General features: G+C 72.6%; 31 protein-coding genes. 20 read left to right on the top strand and 11 right to left on the bottom strand.

Annotation, left to right across the window (positions count from 1 at the left end; translation table 11 throughout):
- Positions 1–460: 460 nt before the first annotated feature.
- Positions 461–1,783: a lipopolysaccharide biosynthesis protein gene (locus ACFPL3_RS25615; protein ID WP_343943821.1), complete on the bottom strand. Its 1,323-nt coding sequence runs from the start codon at positions 1,781–1,783 to the stop codon at positions 461–463.
- 190 nt (positions 1,784–1,973) lie between these two features.
- Between ACFPL3_RS25615 and ACFPL3_RS25610 the strand changes: the two genes are divergently transcribed.
- Positions 1,974–3,695: a choline dehydrogenase gene (locus tag ACFPL3_RS25610; RefSeq protein WP_425564212.1), complete on the top strand. Its 1,722-nt coding sequence runs from the start codon at positions 1,974–1,976 to the stop codon at positions 3,693–3,695.
- A gap of 90 nt (positions 3,696–3,785) precedes the next feature.
- Positions 3,786–4,655: a GlxA family transcriptional regulator gene (locus ACFPL3_RS25605; protein ID WP_343943823.1), complete on the top strand. Its 870-nt coding sequence runs from the start codon at positions 3,786–3,788 to the stop codon at positions 4,653–4,655.
- Positions 4,656–4,665: 10 nt separating this feature from the next.
- Here the strand turns inward: ACFPL3_RS25605 and ACFPL3_RS25600 are convergent, their stop codons facing one another.
- Positions 4,666–5,337, bottom strand: coding sequence for a TetR/AcrR family transcriptional regulator (locus tag ACFPL3_RS25600; protein WP_343943824.1), 672 nt, complete (start codon positions 5,335–5,337; stop codon positions 4,666–4,668).
- Between the two features lie 149 nt (positions 5,338–5,486).
- On the opposite strand from ACFPL3_RS25600, the gene ACFPL3_RS25595 reads away from it, so the two are divergent.
- Positions 5,487–6,374 (top strand): helix-turn-helix domain-containing protein, encoded by an 888-nt coding sequence (locus tag ACFPL3_RS25595; RefSeq protein WP_343943825.1) that lies wholly within the window; start codon positions 5,487–5,489, stop codon positions 6,372–6,374.
- 28 nt (positions 6,375–6,402) lie between these two features.
- On the opposite strand, the gene ACFPL3_RS25590 is transcribed toward ACFPL3_RS25595, so the two are convergent.
- From ACFPL3_RS25590 to ACFPL3_RS25570, 5 genes are all read right to left on the bottom strand, one after another.
- Positions 6,403–6,636: a hypothetical protein gene (locus ACFPL3_RS25590; RefSeq protein WP_343943826.1), complete on the bottom strand. Its 234-nt coding sequence runs from the start codon at positions 6,634–6,636 to the stop codon at positions 6,403–6,405.
- A 75-nt stretch (positions 6,637–6,711) separates the two neighbouring features.
- The gene (locus ACFPL3_RS25585) at positions 6,712–7,326 is read right to left on the bottom strand and encodes a dihydrofolate reductase family protein (RefSeq protein WP_343943827.1); all 615 of its coding nucleotides are present in this window, start codon (positions 7,324–7,326) and stop codon (positions 6,712–6,714) included.
- Between the two features lie 68 nt (positions 7,327–7,394).
- Positions 7,395–8,354: a right-handed parallel beta-helix repeat-containing protein gene (locus tag ACFPL3_RS25580; protein ID WP_343943828.1), complete on the bottom strand. Its 960-nt coding sequence runs from the start codon at positions 8,352–8,354 to the stop codon at positions 7,395–7,397.
- A gap of 41 nt (positions 8,355–8,395) precedes the next feature.
- Positions 8,396–9,727 carry an aminomethyl transferase family protein gene (locus ACFPL3_RS25575; protein ID WP_343943829.1) on the bottom strand — a complete coding sequence of 444 codons (1,332 nt, stop codon included), beginning with the start codon at positions 9,725–9,727 and terminating at the stop codon, positions 8,396–8,398.
- Between the two features lie 265 nt (positions 9,728–9,992).
- Positions 9,993–11,030 carry a PucR family transcriptional regulator gene (locus ACFPL3_RS25570; RefSeq protein WP_343943830.1) on the bottom strand — a complete coding sequence of 346 codons (1,038 nt, stop codon included), beginning with the start codon at positions 11,028–11,030 and terminating at the stop codon, positions 9,993–9,995.
- A gap of 96 nt (positions 11,031–11,126) precedes the next feature.
- Between ACFPL3_RS25570 and ACFPL3_RS25565 the strand changes: the two genes are divergently transcribed.
- Together ACFPL3_RS25565 and ACFPL3_RS25560 are read left to right on the top strand one after the other, a co-directional pair.
- Positions 11,127–12,023, top strand: a complete 897-nt coding sequence (locus ACFPL3_RS25565; RefSeq protein ID WP_343943849.1) for an alpha/beta hydrolase — start codon at positions 11,127–11,129, stop codon at positions 12,021–12,023.
- The gene (locus ACFPL3_RS25560) at positions 12,020–13,243 is read left to right on the top strand and encodes an MFS transporter (protein WP_343943831.1); all 1,224 of its coding nucleotides are present in this window, start codon (positions 12,020–12,022) and stop codon (positions 13,241–13,243) included. Before ACFPL3_RS25565 ends, ACFPL3_RS25560 begins: the two co-directional genes overlap by 4 nt.
- Here the strand turns inward: ACFPL3_RS25560 and ACFPL3_RS25555 are convergent.
- Complete coding sequence (locus ACFPL3_RS25555; protein ID WP_379589681.1) at positions 13,217–13,810, bottom strand: TetR/AcrR family transcriptional regulator; 594 nt, start codon at positions 13,808–13,810, stop codon at positions 13,217–13,219. The genes ACFPL3_RS25560 and ACFPL3_RS25555 overlap by 27 nt on opposite strands.
- A 104-nt stretch (positions 13,811–13,914) precedes the next feature.
- Here ACFPL3_RS25555 and ACFPL3_RS25550 point away from each other — a divergent pair, with 104 nt between their 5' ends.
- The 4 genes from ACFPL3_RS25550 to ACFPL3_RS25535 all read left to right on the top strand — a co-directional run bounded on the left by ACFPL3_RS25550 (position 13,915) and on the right by ACFPL3_RS25535 (position 16,249).
- Positions 13,915–14,790 carry an LLM class flavin-dependent oxidoreductase gene (locus tag ACFPL3_RS25550; RefSeq protein ID WP_343943832.1) on the top strand — a complete coding sequence of 292 codons (876 nt, stop codon included), beginning with the start codon at positions 13,915–13,917 and terminating at the stop codon, positions 14,788–14,790.
- Between the two features lie 68 nt (positions 14,791–14,858).
- The gene (locus tag ACFPL3_RS25545; protein ID WP_343943833.1) at positions 14,859–15,404 is read left to right on the top strand and encodes a DJ-1/PfpI family protein; all 546 of its coding nucleotides are present in this window, start codon (positions 14,859–14,861) and stop codon (positions 15,402–15,404) included.
- Between the two features lie 28 nt (positions 15,405–15,432).
- Positions 15,433–15,720, top strand: coding sequence for a DUF3040 domain-containing protein (locus ACFPL3_RS25540; protein WP_343943834.1), 288 nt, complete (start codon positions 15,433–15,435; stop codon positions 15,718–15,720).
- A 28-nt stretch (positions 15,721–15,748) separates the two neighbouring features.
- Positions 15,749–16,249, top strand: a complete 501-nt coding sequence (locus tag ACFPL3_RS25535; RefSeq protein ID WP_343943835.1) for an SRPBCC family protein — start codon at positions 15,749–15,751, stop codon at positions 16,247–16,249.
- Between the two features lie 336 nt (positions 16,250–16,585).
- Here the strand turns inward: ACFPL3_RS25535 and ACFPL3_RS25530 are convergent, their stop codons facing one another.
- The 3 genes from ACFPL3_RS25530 to ACFPL3_RS25520 all read right to left on the bottom strand — a co-directional run bounded on the left by ACFPL3_RS25530 (position 16,586) and on the right by ACFPL3_RS25520 (position 17,940).
- Positions 16,586–16,750, bottom strand: coding sequence for a hypothetical protein (locus tag ACFPL3_RS25530; RefSeq protein WP_343943836.1), 165 nt, complete (start codon positions 16,748–16,750; stop codon positions 16,586–16,588).
- Between the two features lie 25 nt (positions 16,751–16,775).
- Complete coding sequence (locus ACFPL3_RS25525; protein WP_343943837.1) at positions 16,776–17,450, bottom strand: DUF6766 family protein; 675 nt, start codon at positions 17,448–17,450, stop codon at positions 16,776–16,778.
- Positions 17,451–17,544: 94 nt separating this feature from the next.
- A complete protein-coding gene (locus ACFPL3_RS25520; RefSeq protein WP_343943838.1) occupies positions 17,545–17,940 on the bottom strand; it encodes a hypothetical protein in 396 nt (131 codons plus the stop codon).
- Positions 17,941–18,158: 218 nt separating this feature from the next.
- On the opposite strand from ACFPL3_RS25520, the gene ACFPL3_RS25515 reads away from it, so the two are divergent.
- The 11 genes from ACFPL3_RS25515 to ACFPL3_RS25465 all read left to right on the top strand — a co-directional run bounded on the left by ACFPL3_RS25515 (position 18,159) and on the right by ACFPL3_RS25465 (position 23,828).
- A complete protein-coding gene (locus ACFPL3_RS25515) occupies positions 18,159–18,548 on the top strand; it encodes a hypothetical protein (protein ID WP_343943839.1) in 390 nt (129 codons plus the stop codon).
- A 293-nt stretch (positions 18,549–18,841) separates the two neighbouring features.
- Positions 18,842–19,411 (top strand): hypothetical protein, encoded by a 570-nt coding sequence (locus tag ACFPL3_RS25510; RefSeq protein ID WP_343943840.1) that lies wholly within the window; start codon positions 18,842–18,844, stop codon positions 19,409–19,411.
- A complete protein-coding gene (locus ACFPL3_RS25505) occupies positions 19,404–20,546 on the top strand; it encodes an SRPBCC family protein (protein WP_343943841.1) in 1,143 nt (380 codons plus the stop codon). The genes ACFPL3_RS25510 and ACFPL3_RS25505 overlap by 8 nt, the downstream gene beginning before the upstream one ends.
- Positions 20,543–20,974 carry a gas vesicle protein GvpJ gene (gvpJ, locus tag ACFPL3_RS25500; protein ID WP_343943842.1) on the top strand — a complete coding sequence of 144 codons (432 nt, stop codon included), beginning with the start codon at positions 20,543–20,545 and terminating at the stop codon, positions 20,972–20,974. The genes ACFPL3_RS25505 and gvpJ overlap by 4 nt, the downstream gene beginning before the upstream one ends.
- A 5-nt stretch (positions 20,975–20,979) precedes the next feature.
- Positions 20,980–21,720: a GvpL/GvpF family gas vesicle protein gene (locus tag ACFPL3_RS25495; protein ID WP_343943843.1), complete on the top strand. Its 741-nt coding sequence runs from the start codon at positions 20,980–20,982 to the stop codon at positions 21,718–21,720.
- Positions 21,708–21,938 carry a gas vesicle protein GvpG gene (locus ACFPL3_RS25490; RefSeq protein WP_343943844.1) on the top strand — a complete coding sequence of 77 codons (231 nt, stop codon included), beginning with the start codon at positions 21,708–21,710 and terminating at the stop codon, positions 21,936–21,938. Before ACFPL3_RS25495 ends, ACFPL3_RS25490 begins: the two co-directional genes overlap by 13 nt.
- A gap of 17 nt (positions 21,939–21,955) precedes the next feature.
- Complete coding sequence (locus tag ACFPL3_RS25485; RefSeq protein WP_343943845.1) at positions 21,956–22,273, top strand: gas vesicle protein GvpO; 318 nt, start codon at positions 21,956–21,958, stop codon at positions 22,271–22,273.
- 11 nt (positions 22,274–22,284) lie between these two features.
- Positions 22,285–22,632 (top strand): gas vesicle protein, encoded by a 348-nt coding sequence (locus ACFPL3_RS25480; RefSeq protein WP_379589683.1) that lies wholly within the window; start codon positions 22,285–22,287, stop codon positions 22,630–22,632.
- Positions 22,625–23,374, top strand: a complete 750-nt coding sequence (locus tag ACFPL3_RS25475) for a GvpL/GvpF family gas vesicle protein (protein ID WP_379589680.1) — start codon at positions 22,625–22,627, stop codon at positions 23,372–23,374. Before ACFPL3_RS25480 ends, ACFPL3_RS25475 begins: the two co-directional genes overlap by 8 nt.
- Positions 23,371–23,541 carry a gas vesicle protein gene (locus ACFPL3_RS25470; protein ID WP_379589679.1) on the top strand — a complete coding sequence of 57 codons (171 nt, stop codon included), beginning with the start codon at positions 23,371–23,373 and terminating at the stop codon, positions 23,539–23,541. Before ACFPL3_RS25475 ends, ACFPL3_RS25470 begins: the two co-directional genes overlap by 4 nt.
- Positions 23,538–23,828 carry a gas vesicle protein K gene (locus ACFPL3_RS25465; protein WP_343943847.1) on the top strand — a complete coding sequence of 97 codons (291 nt, stop codon included), beginning with the start codon at positions 23,538–23,540 and terminating at the stop codon, positions 23,826–23,828. The genes ACFPL3_RS25470 and ACFPL3_RS25465 overlap by 4 nt, the downstream gene beginning before the upstream one ends.

Here is a 23,828-nt window from a genome sequence, read left to right as displayed (position 1 = left end):
TCCGCGAACGACCACCCCGCCCGCCACAACGTCTCGATCCGGACCCGTTCCTCCCGGGTCAACCGCGCACCAGCCATGATCCACACTTCCCCTGATCACCTGGTTGCAACCACCGGTTGAGCCCGCCGATCATCCAACGACCCTTTCCCCTTGATCGATGGCCCCGGAGCGCAAAATTGGCCATCTGCGGGCCCATGATCATGGAGTTGGCGCATTCCCGTGTCGAAAACGCCCGAGAATGCGCCAAACCCGTGATCATGGCGCGGAACCGGCCGGAGGTGGCGCCGCGCGCCCACCCGGGCAGGCCCTGGCCTGCCCGCGATTCGCCCGGGAGGGGCCGCCGAGGCTCACGGGTCAAGGGGCGCGAAGCGCTCGCGCAGCGACGCCGAAGGCGCCCTCGAGGCGTGAGAAGCGGCCCCGCACGATGCGCGGCGCCACCGGAGGCCCCAGCCCGCGGTGGTCACCCCGCAGACCGAGCCAGCCGCCGACGCACCAGGATCCCCGCGGCCACGAGGCACTGGCCCCCCAGCCACGCCCAGCCCGCGCCGGTGATGCCGATCATCGGCACGAGCACCACGGTGCCGGTGATCACGAGGGCGCAGAGCGCGGCGGGCTGCCCGACGAGCACGGCGCGGTTGCGGCTCACGCGCGCCTCCCAGACCGTCGAGTTGGTGATGACGTTCGGGATCGCGGACAGCGCGAGAAGGACCAGCAGGAACGTGCCGGTCCGGGCGTAGTCGGGGCCGAAGACCCACAGGATCGGATATGACGCTGCCGCCACCACGACGGCGGCGGGGACGATCAGCGTGAGGGTCTTGCGTTCCATCCCGCGGCGGGCGCGGTCGGCGGCGGCGCGGTCGGCGGCGGCGTTGTGGGCCACCATCGACTTCCCCATGCCGATCGCCACCAGGTAGAAGGCGAACGCGATCTGCCAGACCACCCCGTAGACGGCGGCGCCGTCGGGGCCGGCGAGGTTGATCACGACGAGCGGGAGGCCGAAGACGGCGGCCTGCCAGAAGATGTTGCCCGCGTAGTCGGCGCCCACGAACTCGCCGAGGTCCCGCACCGTGACCGGGTGGACGACGGGCGGCGGGGCGGCCGTGCGCACGGCCTTCGTGAGCCAGCTCGTCACCCCGACCACGACGAGCAGGGTGGCCACCACCCACCCGACCGCGATCCCGCTGTCGAGCGCGAGCCACGCGGCCACCGCCAGCAGAGCGACCTTCAGCACGGAGAACACGAGGTTCTCCCACAGCACGAGGTCGGCGCGCTTGATCGCGGTGAGGGCGGCGTCCTGGAGGACGAACACCGTGTAGAGCGGGGTGCTGATCAGGAAGAAGACGATGAGGGCCGGGTGCCCGACCGCGGCCACGAGCTCGGGCGCCCACACGCCGGCGCCGAGGGCGAACCCGAGGCCCAGCAGGGTGGCCACCCCGATGCCGACGGCGAAGCAGCCCGCGATGATCGCGCCGCGCCGCGCGGCCACCGGGACGAAACGCAGGATCGCGTTGCCGAGGTTCAGGTGGGCGGCCGACCCGAGGAGCGTCATCGCCGAGATCGCGGTGTTGTTCAGCCCGACGACGCCGGGCTCGAACAGCCGCGCCGCGAGCACCCAGAACAGCATGCCGATGCCCGAGGACGCCGCCGAGCTGAGCACCAGCGCCATCCCGTCGCGGTGCTGCGGGGCGCGCCACCCGTCCTTCGCCGCCTCACCCAGCGGCAGTGGCGCGGTGATGACGTCGAACTCCATCGTCGGGGCGTCGTGCTCCGGTCGCTGCGGCACGCGCCCCATCATCCGACCGCGCCCGGACATGACCGCATGCAGGTCGTTCCTCCCCCGAACAGCACCGACACGGCCTCTATCGGGCCCTCCGGCCGGGGCGTTAGCGCGGCCGGGTCGGCTGATCGCGGGCCCGCGGCCCCGTGTAGCGTCCCTCGCCGTCAAGAGCCGATGCACGCCACGATCGGGTGAAATGGCGCAGTCGGCCGGCATTTTGCATGAGGGGGGCACGGTGACCGACTCGTTCGATCACGTCATCATCGGTGGGGGTTCGGCGGGTTCGGCGTTGGCCAACCGGCTGTCGGCCGATCCGGCGCGCCGGGTGCTCGTGCTCGAGGCCGGGCGGCCGGACTACTCGTGGGACGTGCTGATGCGCATGCCCGCGGGGATCGCGTTCACCCGCGGTGTGAGCTTCTACGACTGGCGCTACCGCAGCGAGCCAGAGCCGGGCCTGCGCGGCCGCCGGATGAACCTGCCCGCGGGCCGGATGCTGGGTGGCACGAGCAACCTGTACGGGATGCTCTACCAGCGCGGCAACCCGATGGACTACAACGGCTGGGCCGCGCAGCCCGGCATGGAGCACTGGGACTTCCCGCACGTCCTGCCGTATTTCAAGCGGATGGAGGACGCGGAGGTCGGCGGCCCCCTGCGCGGCCGCGGTGGCCCGCTCACGGTGAAGAAGGGGCACCCGGAGAACGTCCTCTCGCAGGCGTTCATGCTGGCCGCCCAGGAGGCGGGGCACTACGCCACCCCGGACGTCAACGGGTACCGGCAGGAGGGCTTCGGCACCCTCGACCACAACATCCGCCGGGCCCGGCGGTGGTCGGCCACCCGCGCGTACCTGCGTCCGGCGATGAACCGGCACAACCTGGTCGTGCGCACCGGCGCCACTGTCTCGAAGATCATGTTCGACGGCAAGCAGGCCGTCGGCGTCGAGTTCGTGGACCGGAAGGGGCACGTCGAGCACGTGCTCAGCCGCGACACCATCCTGTGCGCGGGCGCGATCAAGAGCCCGCACATCCTGCAGCTGTCCGGCGTCGGCGACGCCGATGCGCTCGAGGCCGTGGGGGTGCCCGTCGTGCACCACCTGCCCGGGGTGGGCGCGAACCTGCAGGACCACCTCGCCATCCAGATCCAGCACTCGTGCACCAAGCCGGTGTCGCTGCAGCCCACGGCCAACCTGAAGAACGCGCCGTGGATCGGCGCGCAGTGGCTGTTCCTGCACAGCGGGCCGGGCGCCACGAACCACTGGGACGCGGGCGGCTTCGCGCGCAGCAACGACGGGCTCGCCTACCCGAACCTGATGTACCAGTTCCTGCCGCTGGCCTCGAAGTCGTACCCGACCTCCCCCACCGGCCCGCACGGCTACCAGGTGCACGTCGGCGTGATGAACTCCAACTCGCGGGGCAACATCTCGCTCACCTCGCCGAGCTGGCGCACGCCCCCGGCCATCCAGTTCAACTACCTGTCCACCGAGCAGGACCGGCGGGACTGGATCGACGCGATCCGCGTCACCCGGGAGATCATGGCCCAGTCGTCGCTCGCGCGGTACGACGGTGGGGAGGCCGCGCCCGGCCCCGACATCCAGACCGACGACCAGATCTGGGACTGGGTGGTCTCCTACGCCAAGTCGGCCATGCACTACTCCGGGTCGTGCAAGATGGGCACCGACGAGCAGGCGGTGGTCGACCCGTCCAGCATGAAGGTGCACGGCATCGAGGGCGTGCGCGTGGTGGACGCGTCGGTGATGCCGGTCGTCACCAACGCCAACACCTACGCGCCCGTCATGGTGATCGCCGAGAAGGCGGCCGACATGATCCTCGGCCGCACCCCGCTGCCGCCGGACCACACCGAGTACTTCCGGCGCGACCAGAGCAGGACCACCGAGCTGCGCGTCGCCACCAAGGACAGCTGACCGGGCAGGTCAGCTGCCCGGCAGGCGTTGTCCGGTAGCTGACCGGCCGGTGGCCTGGTCCGCGCACCGCGTGTCCCCGAGAGTCGGCGCGTGCGAGATCAGGTGGTTGCGGTGCTGGCGACGCCGGGTGCGTCGATCGTCGAGCTGGGGGCGGCGGCCGATGTGTTCCCCCGGGAGCGCTACGACGTGCGGTTCTGCGCGGTCGTGCCGGGCCCTGTCCGGCTGGCGGCCGGTTTCTCGATCGACGCGGCGCACGGTCTCGACGTCCTGGCCGCGGCCGGCACCGTGATCGTCCCGGGTGGTGTGGACCGGCCGGCCGACCCACCGCCGCCGGTCACGCACGCACTGCGCGCCGCTGCCGGGCGCGGGGCCCGCGTCGTCGCGGCCGGATCGGGCATCCTGGTGCTCGCCGCGGCCGGCCTGCTCACCGGACGCCGCGCGAGCCTCCCCCGCGAACTCGCCCCCGACCTGCGGACGCGGTTCCCCCACGTGCTCGTCGACGTCTCCGCGCCCGTCACGGTCGACGGCGGCATCCACACCTGCGCGGGCGGCGCCGCCACGGTCGAGCTGTGCCGGGACCTCGTGCGGCACGACGCGGGGCGCGGTGCCGACGAGCTCGCCGCCGTGCTCGAGTGGGCCACCGCCCGGCTCTCCGAGCCGATCGGCCTGGCCGACCTGGCGCGGGTGGCCCACGTCAGCCCGCGCACCCTCGCCCGGCGGTTCGAGGCCGCGCTCGGCACCACCCCGATGCAGTGGCTCCTCGCGCAGCGCATCCGCCGTGCGGTCCACCTGCTCGAGACCACCTGCGAGCCGATCGAGCGGATCGCCCGGATGACCGGATTCGGCAGCACGAGCAACTTCCGCCTGCAGTTCGCGCGGGCCACCGGAGCGTCGCCGCAGTCGTACCGGCGTGCCGCGCGGGAGCCGAACGGGGCGGGGGCGGCCCGCCGCGCCGGTTGACGAACAGGGCTCAGCCGGTCCAGGCGCTCTGCCCGTCGCGGGCGACCACGAGCTCGGGGCGCAGCGCGCCGAGGAGCATCGTGAGCAGCAGATCGGCCGTGACGGAGGGCTGCTCGTCACTGCGGTTGACGCTGCGCACCAGCAGCATGTTGACGATCATGCCGCTGATCTCCAGCGCGGGCGGGTAGTCGCGCAGCTCCCCCGTGGCCTGCCCGTGCTCGATGAGCAGCAGGAGCGGCTGGTGCATGGGGGCGATGATGCGCGGGTCGGCGTCGTCCTCGGGGTCCTGGGCGCGCCCGACCCGCATCGTGTAGTCGAACACGGCGGCGGTGAACGATGCCGTGAGACCGCGGTGGTACCAGCTGAGCCGGGCGAGGGCGCGCACCTGGTCGACGATGGCCTCGACCACGGGCCGGGCGGCGGCGATGTCCCGCTCGGCCTGCTGGATGAGGGGGCGGACGTGCGGCTCGTACACCATGCCGAGCAGGGAGTGCTTGGTCGGGAAGTGGTTGTACGCCGTGGCGGGGCTGACGCCCGCGGCGTCGGCGATGTCCTCCATGCGGGTGGCGGCCCAGCCGCGGCGGCTGAAGGCGGAGTCGGCCGCGGCGATCAGCGCGGCCCGGGTGCGGATCCGCTTCGTCTGCGCGGCCCGTGCACGTGGGTCGGCCGGCACGTCGTTCACGTCCACCGTCTCCCGGATCGGACGCCGCGGTTCGGCGCCGGCCGTTTCTTGCGATCACGTTACAACAGCGGCTCCCCTGGCCGGTCGGCGTGCGTCCTACCCCTGGCGGGGTGTGGCTGCGGCGGCACGCGGTGGCCGATAGTGGAGCCGTGGACGGACCCGGCCCCCTCGGCGACTTCCTGCAGGCACGGCGGGCGCAGCTGCGCCCCGAGGACGTCGGGCTGCCGGACATCGGGCCGCGACGGCGGGTGCCGGGCCTGCGCCGGGAGGAGCTGGCGCAGCTGGCCGGGGTGAGCGTGTCCTACTACACGCGGCTGGAGCAGGGCCTGTCCCGCGGTGCCTCGGCGGAGGTGCTGGACGCGATCGCCCGGGCCCTGCGGCTCGCCCCCCACGAGCGCGACCACCTCGAACGGCTGGCCGGCGCCTCCCGGCGGGCCCCGCGCGCGCGGCGTCCGCGACCCGAGACGGTCAGCGCCGAGACGCGCGACCTGATGCGCGCGCTCGACGGCGTCCCGGCACTGGTGCTCGGCAGGCGCACCGACGTGCTGGCCTGGAACGAGCTGGGCCACGCGCTGCTGGCGGGCCACCTCGACCCGGCGGCCCCGGACGACCCCGCGAACCGGCCCAACACGAGCCGGATGCTCTTCCTCGACCCGCACAGCCGCGAGCTCTATCGCGACTGGCCGCGCAAGGCCCGGGCCGTGGTGGGCAACCTGCGGCTCGCGGTCGGCCGCCACCCCGACGACCCGCTGCTCGCCGCGCTGATCGGCGAGCTGACGATGAAGAGCCCTGAGTTCGTGGCCCTGTGGGGCGACCACCGCGTCACCCCGTGCGACGCCGCCTCCTACGAGCTGCACCACCCGGTCGTCGGCGCCGTGACCGTCACCCAGCAGACGCTCGCGATCGCCCGCTCCCCCGGGCAGAGCCTCGTGGTGGTGACGACACCTGCGGGCTCCCCCTCGGAGGAGGCGCTCGTGCTGCTCCGCCAGGCGCGGCCCGCGCCACTGCACCGTACGAACGGCACCCTCGTCCGATAGAGCGGTACGGGAGTGCCGCTCGTACCGCTCAGTCGGCCATGTCGTCGCGCAGTGTCAGGACGGTGCGCAGCACGTACTCGACCGCCGACTCGAACGCCCCGCCCCGCAGCTCGTCCCGGGCGGCGAGGGTGCGCGACGCGAACTCGAGGGTGCGCTCCGGCCCGCCGCGGCGCACGACCATCGCGGCGATCTCGTCGAGGTCGAGGCCCGGGTGGTCGAGGCGGACCAGCGCGAACTCGACCACCAACTCGTCCACCGTCACGACACCCGACTCCTGTCTGATGAGTTGAGACCTCCTCCAGGATGGCACGGCGGGCGCGATGAGCGGCAGGGGTGCTCAGCCTTCCGGCGACAACATCTCCTTGGCCTCGTCGTACCCGGCCTTGGCAGGCGGCTCGGCGAGCTCGTAGACCACGCGGATGACGCCCGTGGGGAACGTCTCCGTGGCCGCCACCCGAAAGTGGTACGGGGTGTCCCCCTCGTCGAAGAGCCTCCGGCCCTTGCGCGCCGCCACCGGGTGCACCAGCAGGCGCAGCTCGTCCACCAGCCCGGCTGCGAGCAGCTGCTGCACCACCGAGATCGAGCCGGGGATGATGATGCCGGTGACGGCGTCGTCGGCCTTGAGCGCGGCGACGGCCTCGAGGAGGTCGCCGTCGATCAGCTCCGCGTTGCGCCACGTGAACTCCAACTGCTGCCGCGAGACGACGACCTTGCGGGTGTCGCCCAGCTGCGTGGCGAACGGCGCGTCCTCCTCGCCGGCCGCCTCGCGGTCGGGCCACGCGCCCGCGAAGCTGTCGTAGGTCTCCCGGCCGAGGAGGATCACGTTCGCGTCGTCGTAGTCACCGGTGGCCGCCCGGCCCATGTTCTCGTCGAAGTAGGGGAAATGCCAGTCCGGGTCGATCTCGGCCACGCCGTCGGCCGTGATGAACAGGCTGGAGATGACCTTCGCCATGTGTGTGTTCCTTCCCATCGGGGTCGACGGGGTGTGGACCGCGCCGGGCGCGGAACCTCATCGGTGGATCAGCTGTCGGGCTGCGGCCCCCGATACCCGTCGGCCTCGTAGGGGTCGTCGAAGGTGATGAGCTTCGGGATGCGCGGGTTGAGCGTGTTCCCGTCGACGTACGCGCCGGTGGACCCGTCGGCGAGGGCGATGGCCTTGTTGTTGTGGCCCTCGAAGTCGTTGCCCGTGATCGACACGTTCTGGACGTCCTTCAACATCACGGCCTGGACGGCGTCGTCGTCGCAGAAGTTGTTGCGGAACACCCAGTTCGCGCTCGCGCCCGGCCCCCGGATGCCCTCGTCGGGCAGGTTCGGGCCCTCGGCGATCAGGCACTGCGCCACGACGTTCTCGCACCGGTTGCCGTCGATGACGACGTCGCTGCTCGTGGGGTACTCGTCGCTGTAGTAGGTCTGGAAGCAGTCGGGGTGCGGCCCGTCGCCGCAGCCGTCGTCGTCGCAGTCGGCGCCGTCCTCCACGTCCGAGATGCGGTTGCGCAGCAGCTGGATGTGGTTGCCGAAGAACCGGACGCCGTCGGTGTCGTCGCCCTCGTAGACCGGGTGGCTGATCGTGTTTTCCTGGAAGACGATGCCGTCGCCCACGAGCTTCGCGCCCATGGAGTGCGCCTCCGCCGAGGTGAACCCCTCCACCACGACGTTGCTCGCCAGCACGTCGATCCCGCGCACGCGCGCGCTGCCGCCCCCGGTGTAGGTGACGGGACGGTCGGGCGTGCCGCCCGCGGTGAGGGTGAGCCGGGAGTCCAGGGTGCCGGACAGGCAGACGACCGCGCCGGGCGCCACCGCGGGCACGCTGCCGACGTCCGCCTCGACCGTGCACGCCGCCTGCGACCCCGGCGGCGCCTGCCCCTCGGGGCCGGACGCGCTGGGCGGCGAACAGGCGGCCAGGCCCAGCACGGCGGCGAGGAGCACCACCAGCCGGCCTGGCCCGCGCCGCCACCGGGAAGGGGCCGCATGGGTGAGCACGCACCCCAGTCTGGCACCGCGCGGGCTCGGCCGGCCGGTGCTCAGACCGCGCTGTCGAGCCCCCGTTCGCGGAGCCGCTCGCGCGTGTTGGGGTTGACCGAGGGGCGGAACGGCACCTCCACCACCTCGGCGGGTACCGGGACGCCGGGCTCGTCCGCGTACTGGGCGGGCAGGTCCACGGCCAGCCGGGTGCCCAGCGCCGAGAGCTCGACCGGCACATAGCCGAGCGCGATGTTGGTGTTGAGCTCCGGCGACCACCACGGCGAGGTCAGGTAGCCGACGGGGTCACCGCCGTCGCCGGGCCGGACCAGCCAGAAGTCGGGGGCGTACTCGTCGATGGGACGGCCCTCGACGCGCATCCCGACCATGACCATCCGGAACGGCGGCGTGCCCGCCTCCACCAGCGCGCGGGCGCGTTCGAGCGCCGCCTTGCCGATGTAGTCGGCCTGCTTGGTGCGCGGCACCTGGTAGCCGAGGTTCACCTGGAAGGGCAGGGTCTCGGCGTCCATGTCCTGGCCCCACGACAGGATCCCGGCCGCCACGCGGCGGTGGTGGGCCGGTGCGATCACCGCGAGGTTGTGCGGCCGCCCCGCCTCGAGCACGGCGTTCCACATCTCCTCTGCGTGCAGCGAGGCGTCGCGCAGGTAGATCTCGTAGCCCTTCTCGCCGGTGAACCCGGTCTGGGAGATGATCACCGGGAGCCCGGCGACCTCCGCCGCCATCAGCCCGTACGACGGCAGGTCGGCGAGCTCCGGCCCGACGAGGTCGACCATCAGGTCCACCGAGCGCGGGCCCTGGATCTGGACCGGGGCGACGTCGATCTCGGCGATCTCCACGTCGTACGGCTGCCCCACCTTGACGCCCTGCAGCCAGAGCATCAGGTCCGAGTCGGAGATGCTGAACCAGAACTCGTCGGGCGCGATCCGCAGGAGGACGGGGTCGTTCAGGATGCCGCCCTTCTCGTTGCACAGGATCACGTAGCGGGCCCGCATCGGAGGAATCTTCGTGGCATCCCGCGTGATCACGAAATTGACGAACGCCTCGGCGTCCGGCCCTTTCACGCGGATCTGCCGTTCCACCGCGACGTTCCACATCGTGACGTCGTTGACGAGGGAGTGGTACTCGGCCATGGCGCCGCCGTCCTCGGGACGGACGTACCCGCGCGGGTGGTACACGCGGTTGTACACCTCGGCGCGCCAGCACCCCGCCTCCATCGACAGGTGCCAGTACGGCGACTTGCGAATCCTCGTGGAGATCAGCAGCTCGACGGGGGTGGGCCCGGTCTGCCGGAGGTTGATCGGGACCAGCCGGTCGGACTGGTCCACCGTGGGCTGGTTGTGGTGGGAGGGGGCGGCGACGGCACCGTTCGTCATCTACGGCTCCAGCATTTTCCGGGATCAGGGATCAACAACCGCAGGCGCCCGAAGAACGGCAGGCCGGAATTCCCGCACCGACTCCGGGCGAGCTCGGACAATGAAGATCACCCGTGGGTGTCGACGCGGGTACGACACCGGATTCCCGTTGGTTCTCGCAGCGTGCGAGGAAGGTACCGGCGGCCGACGTCCGTGGTCAATGAGTTCCACAATGTGGCAATCGATAATGAACGGAAAGCCGCGATCCGGCCTTACCGGCGGATCTTCAGGAGTCGAGCAGCCGCCAGGTGGTGAGCGCCAGCCGGGCCCGCACCAGCCCGGTCGGCTCGGTCAGAGCGATGCCCGTGCACCTGCCGATCTGCTCGAGGCGCCGGGCGACGCTGCTGTGGTGCAGGTGGAGCTGGTCGGCGGCACGCCGCACGGAGCCCGTGGCGCAGTAGGCCTCCAGCGTCTCCAGGTCCCCGGGGCTGCCGGTGGCCAGCCCGGCGACCGCGGCCACGTCGGCGTTGTCGCGCACCACGTCCTCCGGCAGGTGCGCGAGCAGTGCCAGCGCCCCCAGCTCCGCGTGGTGGACCACCGGCCGGCGCTCGGTGGTGAACCGCAGCGCCGCCCGGGCCTCGCGCCAGGACCTGTCGGGACTGTCGGCGGCACCGATGCCGGCGCGGGCGCCTGCCGGCAACCGGGTCGCGTCCACGGTGGTGGCCAGGAGGACGCCGACGTCGCGCAGGGGCGCCGCCTTCACGAGGCGCTCCGGGCAGACGAGGCCGCCGATCCGGTCGAGGGGCAGCGACGATCGCACCGCGACCACGCGGACCGGGAGGTCGGCGGCGAACCCCAGCAGGCGCAGCGCGCGGGCGCGGGCCGCTTCGTCGCTGTCGGCGCTGATCACGAGCTCGACGAGGGCCGGGTCGGCCATCGTGGTGCGGGCGGGCCCGTAGCGCTCCACGACCGCCGCGGCGGCGATGGCGAGCCGGTCCAGCAGCACCTCGTCGAGCGGTCCGGGCGGGCCGGGCCGCTCCAGCCACACCCTGCCGATCTCCTCGTCGTCGAGCGCGACCGGCACCGCGCTCGACTCGGGTGCGGGTGGGCCGGTCGCCTCCCGGCCATCGGGCGAGAAGCGGTGCGCCCGGCCGGTGCCGCGCAGCCGGATGCCCGCGACGCACTCGGCCAGACCCGCCGAAGCGCGGGCGAGCGCCGGGAGGTCCACGCGCCTGCGCATAAGCGTGTCGTAGAACATGACGACGCGCAGCGCGCCCTCCACGTGGGAATCCAGGTGCGACAGCCGCGCGGCCAGTGCCTCCACCACCCCGAGGCTATGCGCCGGTCGGTGCGCGATCCACCCGGTATGCGCGACGCCTGGCGGGTGCCGGCCGCCGCCCGGGCGATGACCATGGCAGCCATGGATCCCGAGCTGGAAGCGTTCATCCCGCTGTTCCCCCAGGTCGAGCTGGCCGACCCGGTCGCCGACCGGGAGAAGTTCACCGAGCTGGCCGCCGCGGTGCCCGCGCCGGACACGACAGGACTGGAGATCGAGGACCGCACCGCATCCGGCGACCCGCCCGTGCCTCTGCGGATCTACCGCCCGCACCAGGCGCAGGGCGCGGTCGTGTGGCTGCACGGCGGCGGCTGGGTGATGGGCGGCCTCGATTCCGAGCACCCGTGGGCCACCCGGCTGGCCGAGACCTCCGGGGCCGTGGTGATCTCGGTGGGGTACCGGCTCGCGCCGGAACACCCCTTCCCGGCGGCGCTCGACGACGCCTACACCGCGGTGTGCTGGGCCGTCGAGAACGCGGCGGAGCTCGGCGTCGACCCGGACCGCATCGCCGTCGGCGGCCACAGCGCGGGCGGCGGCCTCGCGGCCGGGGTGGTGCTGCGGGCCCGGGACGAACGGGGACCGTCGATCCGCTTTCAGCTGCTCAACCAGCCCGGCCTCGACGACAGGCAGGAGACCTGGTCGGCCCGGACGTTCACCGGTACGCCGTGGATGGACCGGGCCAAGGTGGCCGCCGCGTGGCGGCACTACCTGGGCGGCGCGCCCGCCACGCCGTACGCAGCCCCGGCGCGCGCCGACGACCTGTCCGGCCTGCCGCCCGCCTACGTCGCCACCGCGGAGTTCTGCCCCAACCGCGACGAGGACATCCTCTACGCGCTGCGGATGCTGCAGGCGGGTGTGCCGGTGGAGCTGCACCAGTGGGCGGGCACCTTCCACGGCTCGCAGGCGATCCTGTCGGCCGAGGTGTCGCAGCGCCAGATCGCCGAGCTCGGCGCGGTCCTGCGGCGGGGGCTGACCCCGTGAGGCGGCCGGTCCTGCTCGTCTGCCTGGCGGTGTTCGGCCTGATGGCCGGTCAGCAGATGATCAACCCGATCCTGCCCCCGCTGGCGCGCGAGCTCGGGTTCAGCGAGTTCGCACTGGGGCTCGTGTGGACGGTCGGCGCCTCGGGCGTGGTGCTGACCAGCCCGTTCTGGAGCCGCCGCGCTGCGGCCCGCGGCCACCGCCCGGTGCTGGTGCTGTCGCTCGTCGGTGCGACGGCCGCCCTGCTCGCCTTCGCGGTGGTGGCCCGGATCGGCCTCGCCGGCGCGCTCCCGGTGCCGGTGGTGTTCGCGCTGGTCCTGCTCACCCGCGGGGTGCTCTTCGGCCTCGCGTGGGCCGCCACCCCGGTGACCGCCCAGTCCTACGTCGCCGACGCCACCGAAGGGGAGGCCGCCCGCGTACGCGGCATGTCCGCGCTCGGTGCCGCGCAGGGACTCGGCCTGGCCGTTGGGCCCGCGCTCGGCGCGGCGCTCAGCGCGTTCGGCCTGCTGGCTCCGCTCTACGCCGCGCCGATCGTCATCGCCGTGATCGCCGTGCTCGTGCGGGCCGGCCTGCCCGCGCCGGCGACCCACCGCGCCCGCCCGCCCGCGGTGGCGGTGAGCCCGTTCGACCGCCGCATGTGGCCCTTCCTCCTCACCGGCTTCGGCATGTACCTCGCGCTCGGCATCGTGCTGATGACGATCGGCTTCCTCGTGCAGGACCGCCTGCACCTCACCGCGCAGGACACCGGGCCGACGACCGGCCTGGTGACGCTCGCGGGCGCGGCCATGATCATCGTGGTGCAGGTGGTGGCCGTGCCGCGGCTGCGGTGGGCGCCGCTGCGCCTCATCCGGGTGGGCGCGCTCGTCATGACCGGCGGGATGGCCGTCGTGACCGTCGCCGGCACCGCCCCGCTCCTCGGCCTCGGGCTGGCCCTGCTCGGCACGGGCATGGGGTTCGGCATGCCCGGCTTCACCGCCGCGCCGACGCTGCGCGCCGAGCCCGCGGAACAGGGTGCCGTGGCCGGGCTGGTGGGCTCCACCACCGCGCTCACGTTCATGCTCGGCCCGCTGGTCGGCACCGGCCTGTACGAGATCGCCCCGGCCGCTCCGTACGTCCTCGGCGTGGTGCTGCTGGCGGCACTCGCGGCCTTCACCTTCCTGCACCCGGGGCTGCGCCCGGGGGTGCCGGCGGTGGCGTCAGCCGGGCCGGTCGGCCGTCCGTAGCCCTGCCACGAGGAGGCCGACCACGCGGCGCGCGTCGTAGCGGGGGTCGCCCTCCGCGCCGACGCACAGGTTGCCGACGGCGCGCATGACCTCGTAGGGGTCCAGGCCGGACCGGATCTCGCCGGACTCGGCCGCCGCGGCGAACAGCTGGTTGCACACGGGGACGAGGCGGTCCAGGAACCAGGCGTGCAACGTGGCGAAGCCGGGCCCGTCGGACTGCATCACCGCGGCCAGCCCGTGCTTGGTGACGAGGAAGTCGACGAAGAGGTCGATCCAGCGCACCAGCGCCGCGTACGGGGTGGCTTCGGTGGCCAGCAGCGCGGGGCCGGCCTCGGCACACGCCTCGACCTGGTGGCGGTAGACGGCGGTGATCAGGTCGGCCCGGTTGGGGAAGTGGCGGTAGATGGTGCCCACCCCCACCCCGGCCGCCGCCGCGATGTCCCGGACGGGCGCGTCGACACCGGACGCGACGAAGACTTCGGCGGCCGCGTCCAGGAGGGCCTTCTCGTTGCGCCGGGCGTCTGCCCGCTTGGTCCGGGCCGCGCCCCCGCCGTGTTGCACGCGCACCACTCCCCTCCGCCGGGCTTGTCAAGCGGAACATTGTTCCGTATCGTTTTCGGAGCAACGTTCCGCTTGCTCATGATGCCATGAGCAGCTCGGAAGGACCTCCCATGGCACACCCCAGTTTCGGGATCATGACCGCTCCGATGCAGGTCGACTACCACGACGTCCTGCGCGTGTGGCGCGAGGCCGACGCGATCCCGGAGATCGAGCACGCCTGGCTGTTCGACCACCTCCTGCCCATCGGCGGGGATCCCAACGGCCCTGTCCACGAGGGCTGGACCCTGCTCTCGGCGCTCGCCGCGCACACGCAGCGCCTGCGCCTCGGACTGCTCGTCACCAGCAACCGTTTCCGCCCGCCCGCGCTGCTGGCCCGCATCGCCGCGACCGTCGACATCGTCTCCGGCGGGCGGCTCGACTTCGGCATCGGCGTGGGCTCCCGACCCGACCACCCCCTCGCGCGCCGCGAGTACGACGCGCACGGCCTGCCGTTCCACGACGCCGCGCACGCGGTGGAGGCGCTGGACGAGGCGTGCACGGTGATCCGCCGGATGTGGGCCGAGGACGAGCCCTTCGACTTCCCGGGCGCCCACGTGCGGCTCACCGGCGCGTTCTGCAACCCGAAGCCCGTGCAGCGGCCCGGCCCGCCGATCATGATCGGCGGGCGCTCCTCGGCCACCCTGCGTGTCGTGGCCCGGCACGCCGACCTGTGGAACTTCCCCGCCCACGGCCTCGACGACATCGACGACGCCGCACGGCGCAGCGAGCTGCTCGACCGCTTCTGCGCCGAGATCGCCCGCGACCCCGCCACGATCACCCGGTCGATCCCCGTGCCGGTCTCCTACGAGCGGCCGCGTGCCACCCGCGACGGGATCGACCGGGCCCTCGACGCCGGGTTCCGGCACATCGTCCTTCTCCTGCCCGCGCCCTACCCCGCCGGCGTCGCCCGCTGGGTGGCCGACACGCTGGTCACCACCACCGTGTGAGTCGTCCACCGTTTTCCCCGCTCTCTCCCGGGTAGCCGGAGCAGGGAATCGAACGGGGGAGGACCGCTGTGACCGGCAGGTTGGACGGCAAGCGCATCGCGATCGTGGCCACGGACGGCGTCGAACAGGTGGAGCTCACCAGGCCCCGCGACGCCGTCACCGGAGAAGGGGCCGTCACCGAGATCGTCTCGGTGGAGACGGGCCGGATCCAGGCGATGAACCACGACATCGAACCGGCCGACGTGTTCGAGGTGGACCGGGCCGCGGAGGGCACCTCGGCCCGCGACTACGACGGCCTGATCCTTCCCGGCGGCACCGTCAACGGCGACAAGCTGCGCGTCGACGACGGCGTGCGCGCGTTCGTCCGGGACGCGGTCGACGCCGGTGTGCCGCTCGCCGTGATCTGCCACGGTCCCTGGACGCTCATCGACGCCGGGGTCGCGGCAGGCCGCACGCTCACGTCGTACCCGAGCGTGTGGACGGATCTGCGCAACGCGGGCGCCACGGTGGTCGACGAGGAGGTCGTCGTCGACGGGGGCATCGTCTCGAGCCGCAGCCCGGCCGACCTCGATCCGTTCTGCGCCACGCTCGTCGACGTGTTCGCGAAGGCCTAGCGGCGACGCTTCGGATCAGGGAGCCCGGATGGAACTCAGCCACGACGAACGCCGTCGCCTCCGCTCGATCGAGAAGCAGCTCCTCGCGGAGGATCCCGATCTCGCTCGCCGACTGGGCGAATGGCCGGACACCCCGTGGAACGCGGCGATCTTCGCGATCCCGCTCGTGGTGATCGGCATCGTCGGGATCGTCGCCGGACTGCTGGTGGCCAGCCTGCTCATCGCCGTGATCTCCGGGCTGGTACCGGTTTCCCTCGGAATCTGGCTGAACCGGCGCCGCAGGCGCCCTCCGGACAAGGTGTGGCTCGACGAATAGCCGCGCTCCCGGCGGGTAGCCCGAAGTCATGACGTCGAACGTTGTCGAGACCATCGATGTGGCCGTTCCGGTCACCACCGCGTACAACCAGTGGACCCAGTTCGAGTCGTTCCCGCAGTTCATGGAAGGCGTGGAACGCATCGACCAGTTGACGCCCACCCGCACCCACTGGGTCACCAAGATCGCCGGTGTGGCACGCGAGTTCGACGCGGAGATCACCGAGCAGCACCCGGACGAGCGGGTCGCCTGGCGCACCGTCGAGGGCACGCACCAGGCGGGCGTGGTGACCTTCCACCGGCTCGACCAGGAGCACACCCGCGTGACCCTCCAGCTCGACCACGAACCGAGCGGTCTCGTGGAGAAGGCGGGCGAGGCCCTCGGCATCGTGCAGGGCCGCATCAAGGGCGACATGTCGCGGTTCAAGGAGTTCATCGAGAGCCGCGGCCGCGAGGAAGGCGGCTGGCGCGGCGACGTCGGTGCGGCGCCGCAGCAGAACCCGAACACCCCGCCCACGTCCTTCCCCGGCTGACCCGGGCGCAGGCCCCGGGGGCCGCGCATCGTGCGGAGCCCTCCGGCGGCGCCGCGCATCGTGCGGAGCCGCCTCTCACGCCTCAAGGGCGCCTTCGGCGTCGCTGCGCGAGCGCTACGCGCCCCTTGACCCGTGAGCCTCTGCGGCCCCTCCGGGCGAATCGCGGGCAGTCCTGGGGCCTGCCCGGGTGGGCGCGCGGCGCCACCTGCGGCCGGTTCCGCGGCCATGATCACAGGTTTGGCGCGTTCCCGGGCGTTTTCGACACGGGAATGCGCCAACTCTCCGATCATGGGCGGAATTTGCGGCCCGGGGGCGTCGATCAAGGGGAAATGGTCGCTAGATGATCTCTGGGAGCGACCATTTGCCCTTGATCGCCATGAGATCCGCCGTTTCGCCCCCTTCAAGGGGAGTCAGCCTCCTGGTGGCGCCGCGCGGCAGCACCCCTTCCCCCAATGCCAGCATGGTGGCTTTACTGGCATATTCCGCCAGCAAAGCCACCATGCTGGCGTAAGGGGGCGAGCGGCCCTCAGCCCGTCGCACTCGTGTCGCCGTGGGCGGCGCCCACCGGCTTCGACTCGGGCGAACCGCGTTGGCGCAGGTAGATGGCGAGCACCGCCATCGAGCCGACGGCGAGCATCTCCGACTGCCAGTTCTGCAGCGTGCGACTCCAGAAGTCAGCCGCCCCCAGGTAGCCGACCCAGCTGATCGGGTCCTCCCGGTTCCCCAGCTGCTCGGCGTTGTAGGCGGCCTGACCCGCCACCGACTGGGCGAGCCAGGAGACCAGGAAGATCGCACCCATCACCAGGCCGAGCGAGCGGGCGTACACCGCGGTGCGCCAGTCGCCCGCCCGCGCCCAGGGCGGCGAGTCGGGGCGCGCGTGCACACCCACCATCTGTTCCTCGTCGGACTCGACGCCGGTCTTGTCGACCTCCTTCGATTCCGACGAGCCGCGCTGCACGAGCCACACGGTGCCGAAGATGTAGAGGAAGAACTGCAGGTACTCCGACTGCCAGTTCTCCACGACGTCCACCGCGAACGGCGACGACGTGACGTACCGGCCGATCGACACCGGTTCCGCGCCGGTCGCGGTCTGCTGCTCGTTGTACTGTGCCTGGCCGGCGAACGCCTGACCGACCAGCATGGCGAGGAAAAGCAGACCGAAGGCGATGCCGAGCCCGTTGTCGCGAAGTGTGCGCCGCATCCCGGTCACCTCCCCAGAAGACCGATGGTGAGGAAGTAGATCAGGCCTACGGTGATCACACCGAGATAGACGATGAACAGGATTCGCGGCGCGCTCACGGGCCGTCCACCTCGCATTCGTAGGGAGCGTCCTCGTGGGGCACGCACCCGGCGGCGGCGACCTTCCACCCGGCGCTCGTCCTGGTCAGGAAGAGCGTGTCCGCGCCCGTCCGCACCTGCGCCGCGTCGCCCCACACGGCGGTGCCGAGCACCTGGGCGTCGGACGGTGCCAGTTCGGCGACGACCTGCGCGCAGGCGGCCGAGGCGGTCCGTTCGACGGCGGCCAGCGTGGCCGGCGCGAGGAGGGCGCAGCGGGCGGCGGCGTCGCCGGTGGCGAACTCCGCGGCGACCCGCTCCACGTCGGGCTGCTGCAGGGACGCGCAGCCCGCCAGCAGCACCAGGCCGCTGCCGATGACCCCCACCCGGGCCCGCACTCGGGTCGGCTGCAGCACGGCGAACTCCTCCCACCAGCGACGAGTACGAGCGAGACCGTGTACCCCGCACACCCCCGCGGCACGCCTGCCGTCGCCCTGCCGAGCGACCCCGGGGTGGGCGGATCGGAGCAATTGCACTGGTCCAGATCGACGAAAACCACAACGGGCCCGCGGTAAGGGGCTCCGCCCGGGTACGTGACCGCGGAAGCGGACGACGAACGGGCGGAGTGGTGCAGGTGGACGAGATCGGGACGCCGGACGGGGCGCGAAGCGCGTTCGAGGACCTCAAGGCGAGCCTGCGGCGGTTGCTCGCGACGCTCCTCGATCGCGCGTTCGGGATCGCCCTCACCGGCGTCGAGCGCCTCGCCCACGGGCTGGACGAGGTGACCGCACGAGGCGGGATCCCGCTGAACGCGCTGGTCGGCGGCGGGCTCGCGGCGCTCGGCGGGCGCAACCCCGTGTGGGGGGCGATCGTGGGGGCGTTCCGCGCGCTCAGCCCCGGCGCCCGGGTGGCGGTGATCGCGGCGCTCATGCTGGCCCTGCTGCTGCTCCCGCTGACGGTCGTCCTGCTGCTGCTCGTGCTCATCGTCGGGGCGATCGTGGCGGCCACCCGGTCGGCCGACTGACGCCGGCGCCGCCCGGGGCCCGCCACCGCCATTCGTCCGAATTCCGGAGCCGCCCGCGACACGAATGCGGCAGGCGCGGGCAGTCGCCTGCTCCGAATGGCCCAAGTTTCCGAAGATTGTTTCGCATTCGGGGTGCGGGGGTGTTTCCGGACGATCCCTCGGGTAGTTGGTCGGAGCCCTCCGTAACAAGGAGCGGATTGCGTGAACCTGCGAGGAGTGGAGATCCAGTGAAATGTGGTGCGCGGGTTGCACTGGGAGTAGCCGGTGGCTACCTCCTCGGGCGGACCAAGAAGATGAAGCTCGCCCTGATGTTCGCCGGAATGGCCGCCGGGCGGCGGGCCGGCGGGCCCGGTGAGTTGTTGAAGGGCGGCACGAAGCTGCTGAGCAGCTCCCCCGAGCTGGCGCGCCTGACCGACGAGGTGCGCGGCCGGTTGATGGAGGCCGGGAAGTCCGCGGCGCTGGCCGTCGCCACCCGGCAGGTCGAGTCGCTCACCGATCGCGTCGGGCGCCGGGTGGAGTCGCTCGGCGACCTCGGCACACAGCGCCGTTCCAGCTCGGAGGAAGCACCGCCCGAGCAGGACGAGGACGAGTACGCCGAAGAGCCCGCCGAGGCCGAGGGGGCCGAAGAGGCCGACGACACCGCGGCCGAAGAGGCGCCGGCCGAGCCGGAGCGCCCCGCGCGGGCCCGGAACGGCCGTAGCCGCAGCACGTCCGCCACGGGCGCGCGCCGCACCTCCGGGGCGGGTCGCACGGCGAGCAGGACGGCGGGCAAGGCCGCGAGCAAGACGACGAGCAAGGCGGCGGGCAAGGCCACCGACGGCCGGCGCAGCCCGCGCACGCGGAGGGCCGGTAGCGATGGCTGACAGCACGAGTGGCACAGTCGACAAGGCGAAGGACGCGCTGCCCATCGACGGCCTGCGCGACGCGGGCCAGCGGCTGCTGACCCTGCTGGTGCAGCGGGCCGCCGAGTCGGCCGCCGAGCGCGTGACGGATCTGTCGGACCGGCTCACCGGCGTCGCGGAGAGCGGCGGACAGGGGCTGAAGGAAGCGCTTGGCGGTTCCCGGGGCGGCGAGCGCGACGACGACGATGACGACGGCGAGGAGCGCGGCGGACTGCTGAGCCGCGGGTTCGGCGCGCTCAAGGACAAGGCGCAGAACCTCTTCGGCGGCGGCGGTGGCGGTGGTGGCGGCGGCAAGAAGCTCAAGGTCACCGTGATCAGCGAGGACCAGGACATCGGGCTGCCGCTGCGCACCACCTACGACCTGTGGACGCAGTTCGCCGACTTCCCCACCTTCATGAAGAAGGTCGAGAGCGTCGAGCAGGAGAGCGACGAGAAGACCAACTGGAAGGCCCAGGTGCTGTGGTCGCACCGCACCTGGGAGGCCACGGTCGTCGAGCAGGTGCCCGACTCGCACATCGTGTGGCGCTCCAAGGGGGCCAAGGGCCACGTCGACGGCGCGGTGACGTTCACGTCGCTCGGCCCCAACCTCACGCGCGTGCTGCTCGTGCTCGAGTACTACCCGCAGGGCCTCTTCGAGCGCACCGGCAACATCTGGCGCGCCCAGGGGCGGCGAGCCCGCCTGGAGTTCCAGCACTTCCGCCGCCACGCGATGAGCCACGTGCTCACCCGGCAGGACGAGGTCGAGGGCTGGCGCGGCGAGATCCGCGACAGCGAGGTCGTCCGCACCCACGAGGAGGCCGTGGAGGAGGAGCAGCGCGCCCGGGACGAGGAGACCCCGGAGGAGGAGGAGCAGTACGCCGAGGCGGGGTCCGACGAGGAGGGCGCCGAGGAAGGCACCGACGAGTACGAGGACGAGGACTACGAGGACGACGGCTACGACGACGGGGGCGACGACGAGGCCACCGACGAGGCCACCGACGACGAGGCCGACGAGTACGAGGACGACGGCTACGAGGACGAGTACGACGACGAGCAGGCCGAGGACGACCGCGAACCGGTGACGACCTCGGGTTCCCGACGGGACGGTGACGCATGACGGTGGCAACCCAACGCCAGGGCGGCGGCAACGGGTACGTGGATCGCGGCGGAGGCGGCTCGAGCAGCCTCGCCGACGTGGTCGAGCTGATCCTCGACCGCGGCCTCGTGATCGACGTGTTCGTGCGCGTGTCGCTGGTGGGCATCGAGATCCTCACCATCGATGCACGGATCGTGGTGGCCAGCGTCGACACCTACCTGCGTTTCGCCGAGGCCACGAACCGGCTCGACCTGTACGCCAAGGGCGGCAAGGACCTGCCGGGGCTGGTCCAGGGCATGACCGAGGGCGGCGCGAAGGGCAAGACCTCGGGCGTGCTCGACGCGGCCGCCGAGAAGGTCGAGGAGGTGCTGACCCCGCGCGGCGACGAGCGGGAACCGGAGGAGGCACCGCGGCGGCCCCGCCGCAGGCCCCGGGAGCGTGAGGAGTGACCGCGGTGTACGTGTACGGACTCGTCCCGGCCGACGCCCAGCTGCCGTCGGGCCTGAAGGGTCTCGGTCCGTCGGGCAAGGTGTCCACGGTGGTCCACGGTGACCTCGCCGCCCTGGTCGGCGACGTCCCCACCGACCGTCCACTCGGCACGCGCGACGACCTGATCGCCCACGAGACCGTGGTGGACACGGTGGCGGCGGAGACGGCCGTGCTGCCGATGCGCTTCCCCGCCGTGGTCGAGGAGGACGGTGTGGTGGAGGAGCTGCTCGCCCCCCACCACGACCACTTCGTGGCGGCACTGCGCGACCTCGAGGGGTGTACCCAGTACACGCTCAAGGGTCGCTACGAGGAGGAGCCGGTGCTCGGCGAGGTGCTCGAACAGCGCCCGGAGATCCGCGAGCTGCAGCAGGAGATCCACGGGCTGCCGGAGGAGGCCACCTACCACCAGCGGCTGCGGCTGGGCGAGCTCGTGGTCCAGGCGCTCGAGGAGCGGCGCGACCTCGACGCGGACGAGCTGCTGGGGGCGTTGGACCAGCACGCTGTCGACGCGGTGGCGCGCACACCCGGCCAGCCCGACCAGGTCGTGGACGCGGCGTTCCTGGTGGAGCGCGCGCAGGCGCAGGCGTTCGAGGACGCCGTCGAGGAGCAGGGCAAGCGGCTCCACGGGCGCGTCCGGCTGCGGCTGCTCGGGCCGTTGGCGCCGTACGACTTCGTTCCGGGAACCGAGGACCAGTGGGACTCCTGACCGGGCTGCTCGGCCTGCCGCTGGCCCCCGTGCGCGGGGTCCTGTGGCTGGCCGAGCAGATCCGCGACCAGGCCGAGGAGCAGTACTACGACCCGGCCCGGATCCGGGCGCACCTGGAGGCGGTCGACGAGGCCCGCCGGTCCGGCGAGATCTCCGAGGCGGAGGCGGCAGAGCTGGAGAACGAGCTGCTGCAGCGGCTGATGGCGCGGCGGCGGTGACGACCCGGGGAGGAGCTGTGGCCGACGAGGAGAGGACCGACGACCGGGAGCCGCGCAGGCGCCCGGCGCGTGGTGGCGGCCCCGCGCTCGCGGCCCGCAAGGCCGCGGAGCACGTCGCCGAGTTCACCGGGCGCAGCCCGGAGTGCGTGATCTCGATCGACGGCACGGACGACGGCTGGAAGGTCGGCGTGGAGGTCGTCGAGATCCGGCGGATCCCGGACACCCAGGACGTGCTCGCGATCTACGAGGTGGAGGTGGGCCGCGACGGTGCGCTGAAGTCCTACAAGCGGGTGCGCCGCTACGCCCGCGGCGAGCTCGACGGGAGGTGCCGATGACATCCGGTGGCATGCCGGTTCCCGGCCGCGCCCGCGAGACCGCCCGCCGCCAGGACCACCGCCAGGAGTCGACGAACCTCGCCGACATCCTGGAGCGGGTGCTGGACAAGGGCATCGTGATCGCGGGCGACATCCGCGTGAACCTGCTCGACATCGAACTGCTGACCATCAAGATCCGGCTCCTCGTGGCCTCGGTCGACAAGGCCAGGGAGATGGGCATCGACTGGTGGGAGCACGACCCCACGCTGAGCTCGGGGCAGCGCGACGTGCTGGAGGAGAACCGCAGGCTGCGCGAGCGCATCGGCGCCCTGGAACAGGAGCGCACCGACGGGCGCGCGGTGGAGGGCGGCGATGGCTGAGCCGCTCGTCTACCTCTACGCCGTCACGGACGCGCGAGCGCAGGAGCCCGACGTCGGTCACGGGGTCGACGGCGCTCCGGTGCGCCGGGTCGTCGAGGACGGGCTCGCGGCCGTGGTGAGCTCGGTGGCTGCCGACCGGTTCGGCGAGGAGCCGCTGAAGCACAACCTGGAGGACCTGCGGTGGCTCGAGGACACCGCCCGGGCCCACCACGGCGTCGTCGACGCGGTCGCGCAGGCCGGCCCGGTCGCCCCGGTGCGGCTGGCCACCGTCTACCTCGACGACGACCGCGTCCGCGGCCTGCTCACCGAGCGGCGCGCGGCGTTCACGGCGGCGCTGGACCGCGTGCGCGGCCGCGTCGAGTGGGGGGTGAAGGGTTTCGCCGAGCCGTCGGCCACCCAGCCGGTGCCGGAGCCCACGGACGGCGCCGGGCCCGGGGCGTCCTACCTGGCGCGCCGGCTCGCCGAGCGCAAGCGCGCGGAATCCGGCCTGGAGGCGGCCCACGCCGCGGCCGACGCCGCGCACCAGGCGCTCGCCGCCGCCGCGCTCGCGAGCCGTCGATACCCGCCACAGGACCCGCGCCTGTCGGGCCGGTCCGAGGAGATGGTGCTCAACGCCGCCTACCTCGTGGAGGACGAGGAGGCGCTCCGGCAGGCCGTCGAGGAGCAGACGCGCGACGGCCTGCGGCTGGAGCTCACCGGCCCGTGGGCGCCCTACTCGTTCGCCGGGCTGGAGGAGCCGTGACCGCCGCCCCGACCCGGGACGTCGCGCTGGTCGACCTGCTCGACCGGCTGCTCGCGGGCGGCGTCGTGATCACGGGCGAGGTGACCATCTCGCTGGCCGACGTCGACCTCGTGCACGTCTCGCTGCGCGCGCTGGTGAGCTCGGTGCAGACCTTGGAGGAACGGTGACCCACGTGCCGGAGCGCCTCGAGCTCGACCCCGACTCGGTGGGCCGGGGCCTGGGCAGGCTCGTCCTCACGCTCGTCGAGCTGATCCGCCAACTCATGGAGCGGCAGGCCCTGCGCCGGGTGGAGTCGGGCGACCTGCCGGAGGAGAAGGTGGAGGAGCTCGGGCTCGGGCTCATGAAGCTGGAGCAGGCGATGACCGAGCTGCGCGAGCACTTCGGGTTGCGTCCCGAGGACCTCAACATCGACCTCGGGCCGCTCGGGAACCTGCTGCCCGAGCAGGAGCGCTGA

Source organism: Pseudonocardia zijingensis, assembly GCF_042657305.1.
GTDB lineage: Bacteria > Actinomycetota > Actinomycetes > Mycobacteriales > Pseudonocardiaceae > Pseudonocardia > Pseudonocardia zijingensis.
The sequence above is the reverse complement of the archived record's forward strand: the minus strand, read 5'-3'. Positions and strand labels throughout refer to the sequence as shown.

Coding starts and splice junctions, on each gene's coding strand:
- ACFPL3_RS25535 (WP_343943835.1), top strand. CDS start 15,749: ATGACGTCGAACGTTGTCGAGACCATCGATGTGGCCGTTCCGGTCACC.
- ACFPL3_RS25565 (WP_343943849.1), top strand. CDS start 11,127: ATGGATCCCGAGCTGGAAGCGTTCATCCCGCTGTTCCCCCAGGTCGAG.
- ACFPL3_RS25550 (WP_343943832.1), top strand. CDS start 13,915: ATGGCACACCCCAGTTTCGGGATCATGACCGCTCCGATGCAGGTCGAC.
- ACFPL3_RS25575 (WP_343943829.1), bottom strand. CDS start 9,727: ATGACGAACGGTGCCGTCGCCGCCCCCTCCCACCACAACCAGCCCACG.
- ACFPL3_RS25540 (WP_343943834.1), top strand. CDS start 15,433: ATGGAACTCAGCCACGACGAACGCCGTCGCCTCCGCTCGATCGAGAAG.
- ACFPL3_RS25585 (WP_343943827.1), bottom strand. CDS start 7,326: ATGGCGAAGGTCATCTCCAGCCTGTTCATCACGGCCGACGGCGTGGCC.
- ACFPL3_RS25480 (WP_379589683.1), top strand. CDS start 22,285: ATGCCGGTTCCCGGCCGCGCCCGCGAGACCGCCCGCCGCCAGGACCAC.
- ACFPL3_RS25610 (WP_425564212.1), top strand. CDS start 1,974: ATGGCGCAGTCGGCCGGCATTTTGCATGAGGGGGGCACGGTGACCGAC.
- ACFPL3_RS25505 (WP_343943841.1), top strand. CDS start 19,404: ATGGCTGACAGCACGAGTGGCACAGTCGACAAGGCGAAGGACGCGCTG.
- ACFPL3_RS25510 (WP_343943840.1), top strand. CDS start 18,842: ATGAAGCTCGCCCTGATGTTCGCCGGAATGGCCGCCGGGCGGCGGGCC.
- gvpJ (WP_343943842.1), top strand. CDS start 20,543: ATGACGGTGGCAACCCAACGCCAGGGCGGCGGCAACGGGTACGTGGAT.
- ACFPL3_RS25475 (WP_379589680.1), top strand. CDS start 22,625: ATGGCTGAGCCGCTCGTCTACCTCTACGCCGTCACGGACGCGCGAGCG.
- ACFPL3_RS25530 (WP_343943836.1), bottom strand. CDS start 16,750: ATGGTGGCTTTGCTGGCGGAATATGCCAGTAAAGCCACCATGCTGGCA.
- ACFPL3_RS25525 (WP_343943837.1), bottom strand. CDS start 17,450: ATGCGGCGCACACTTCGCGACAACGGGCTCGGCATCGCCTTCGGTCTG.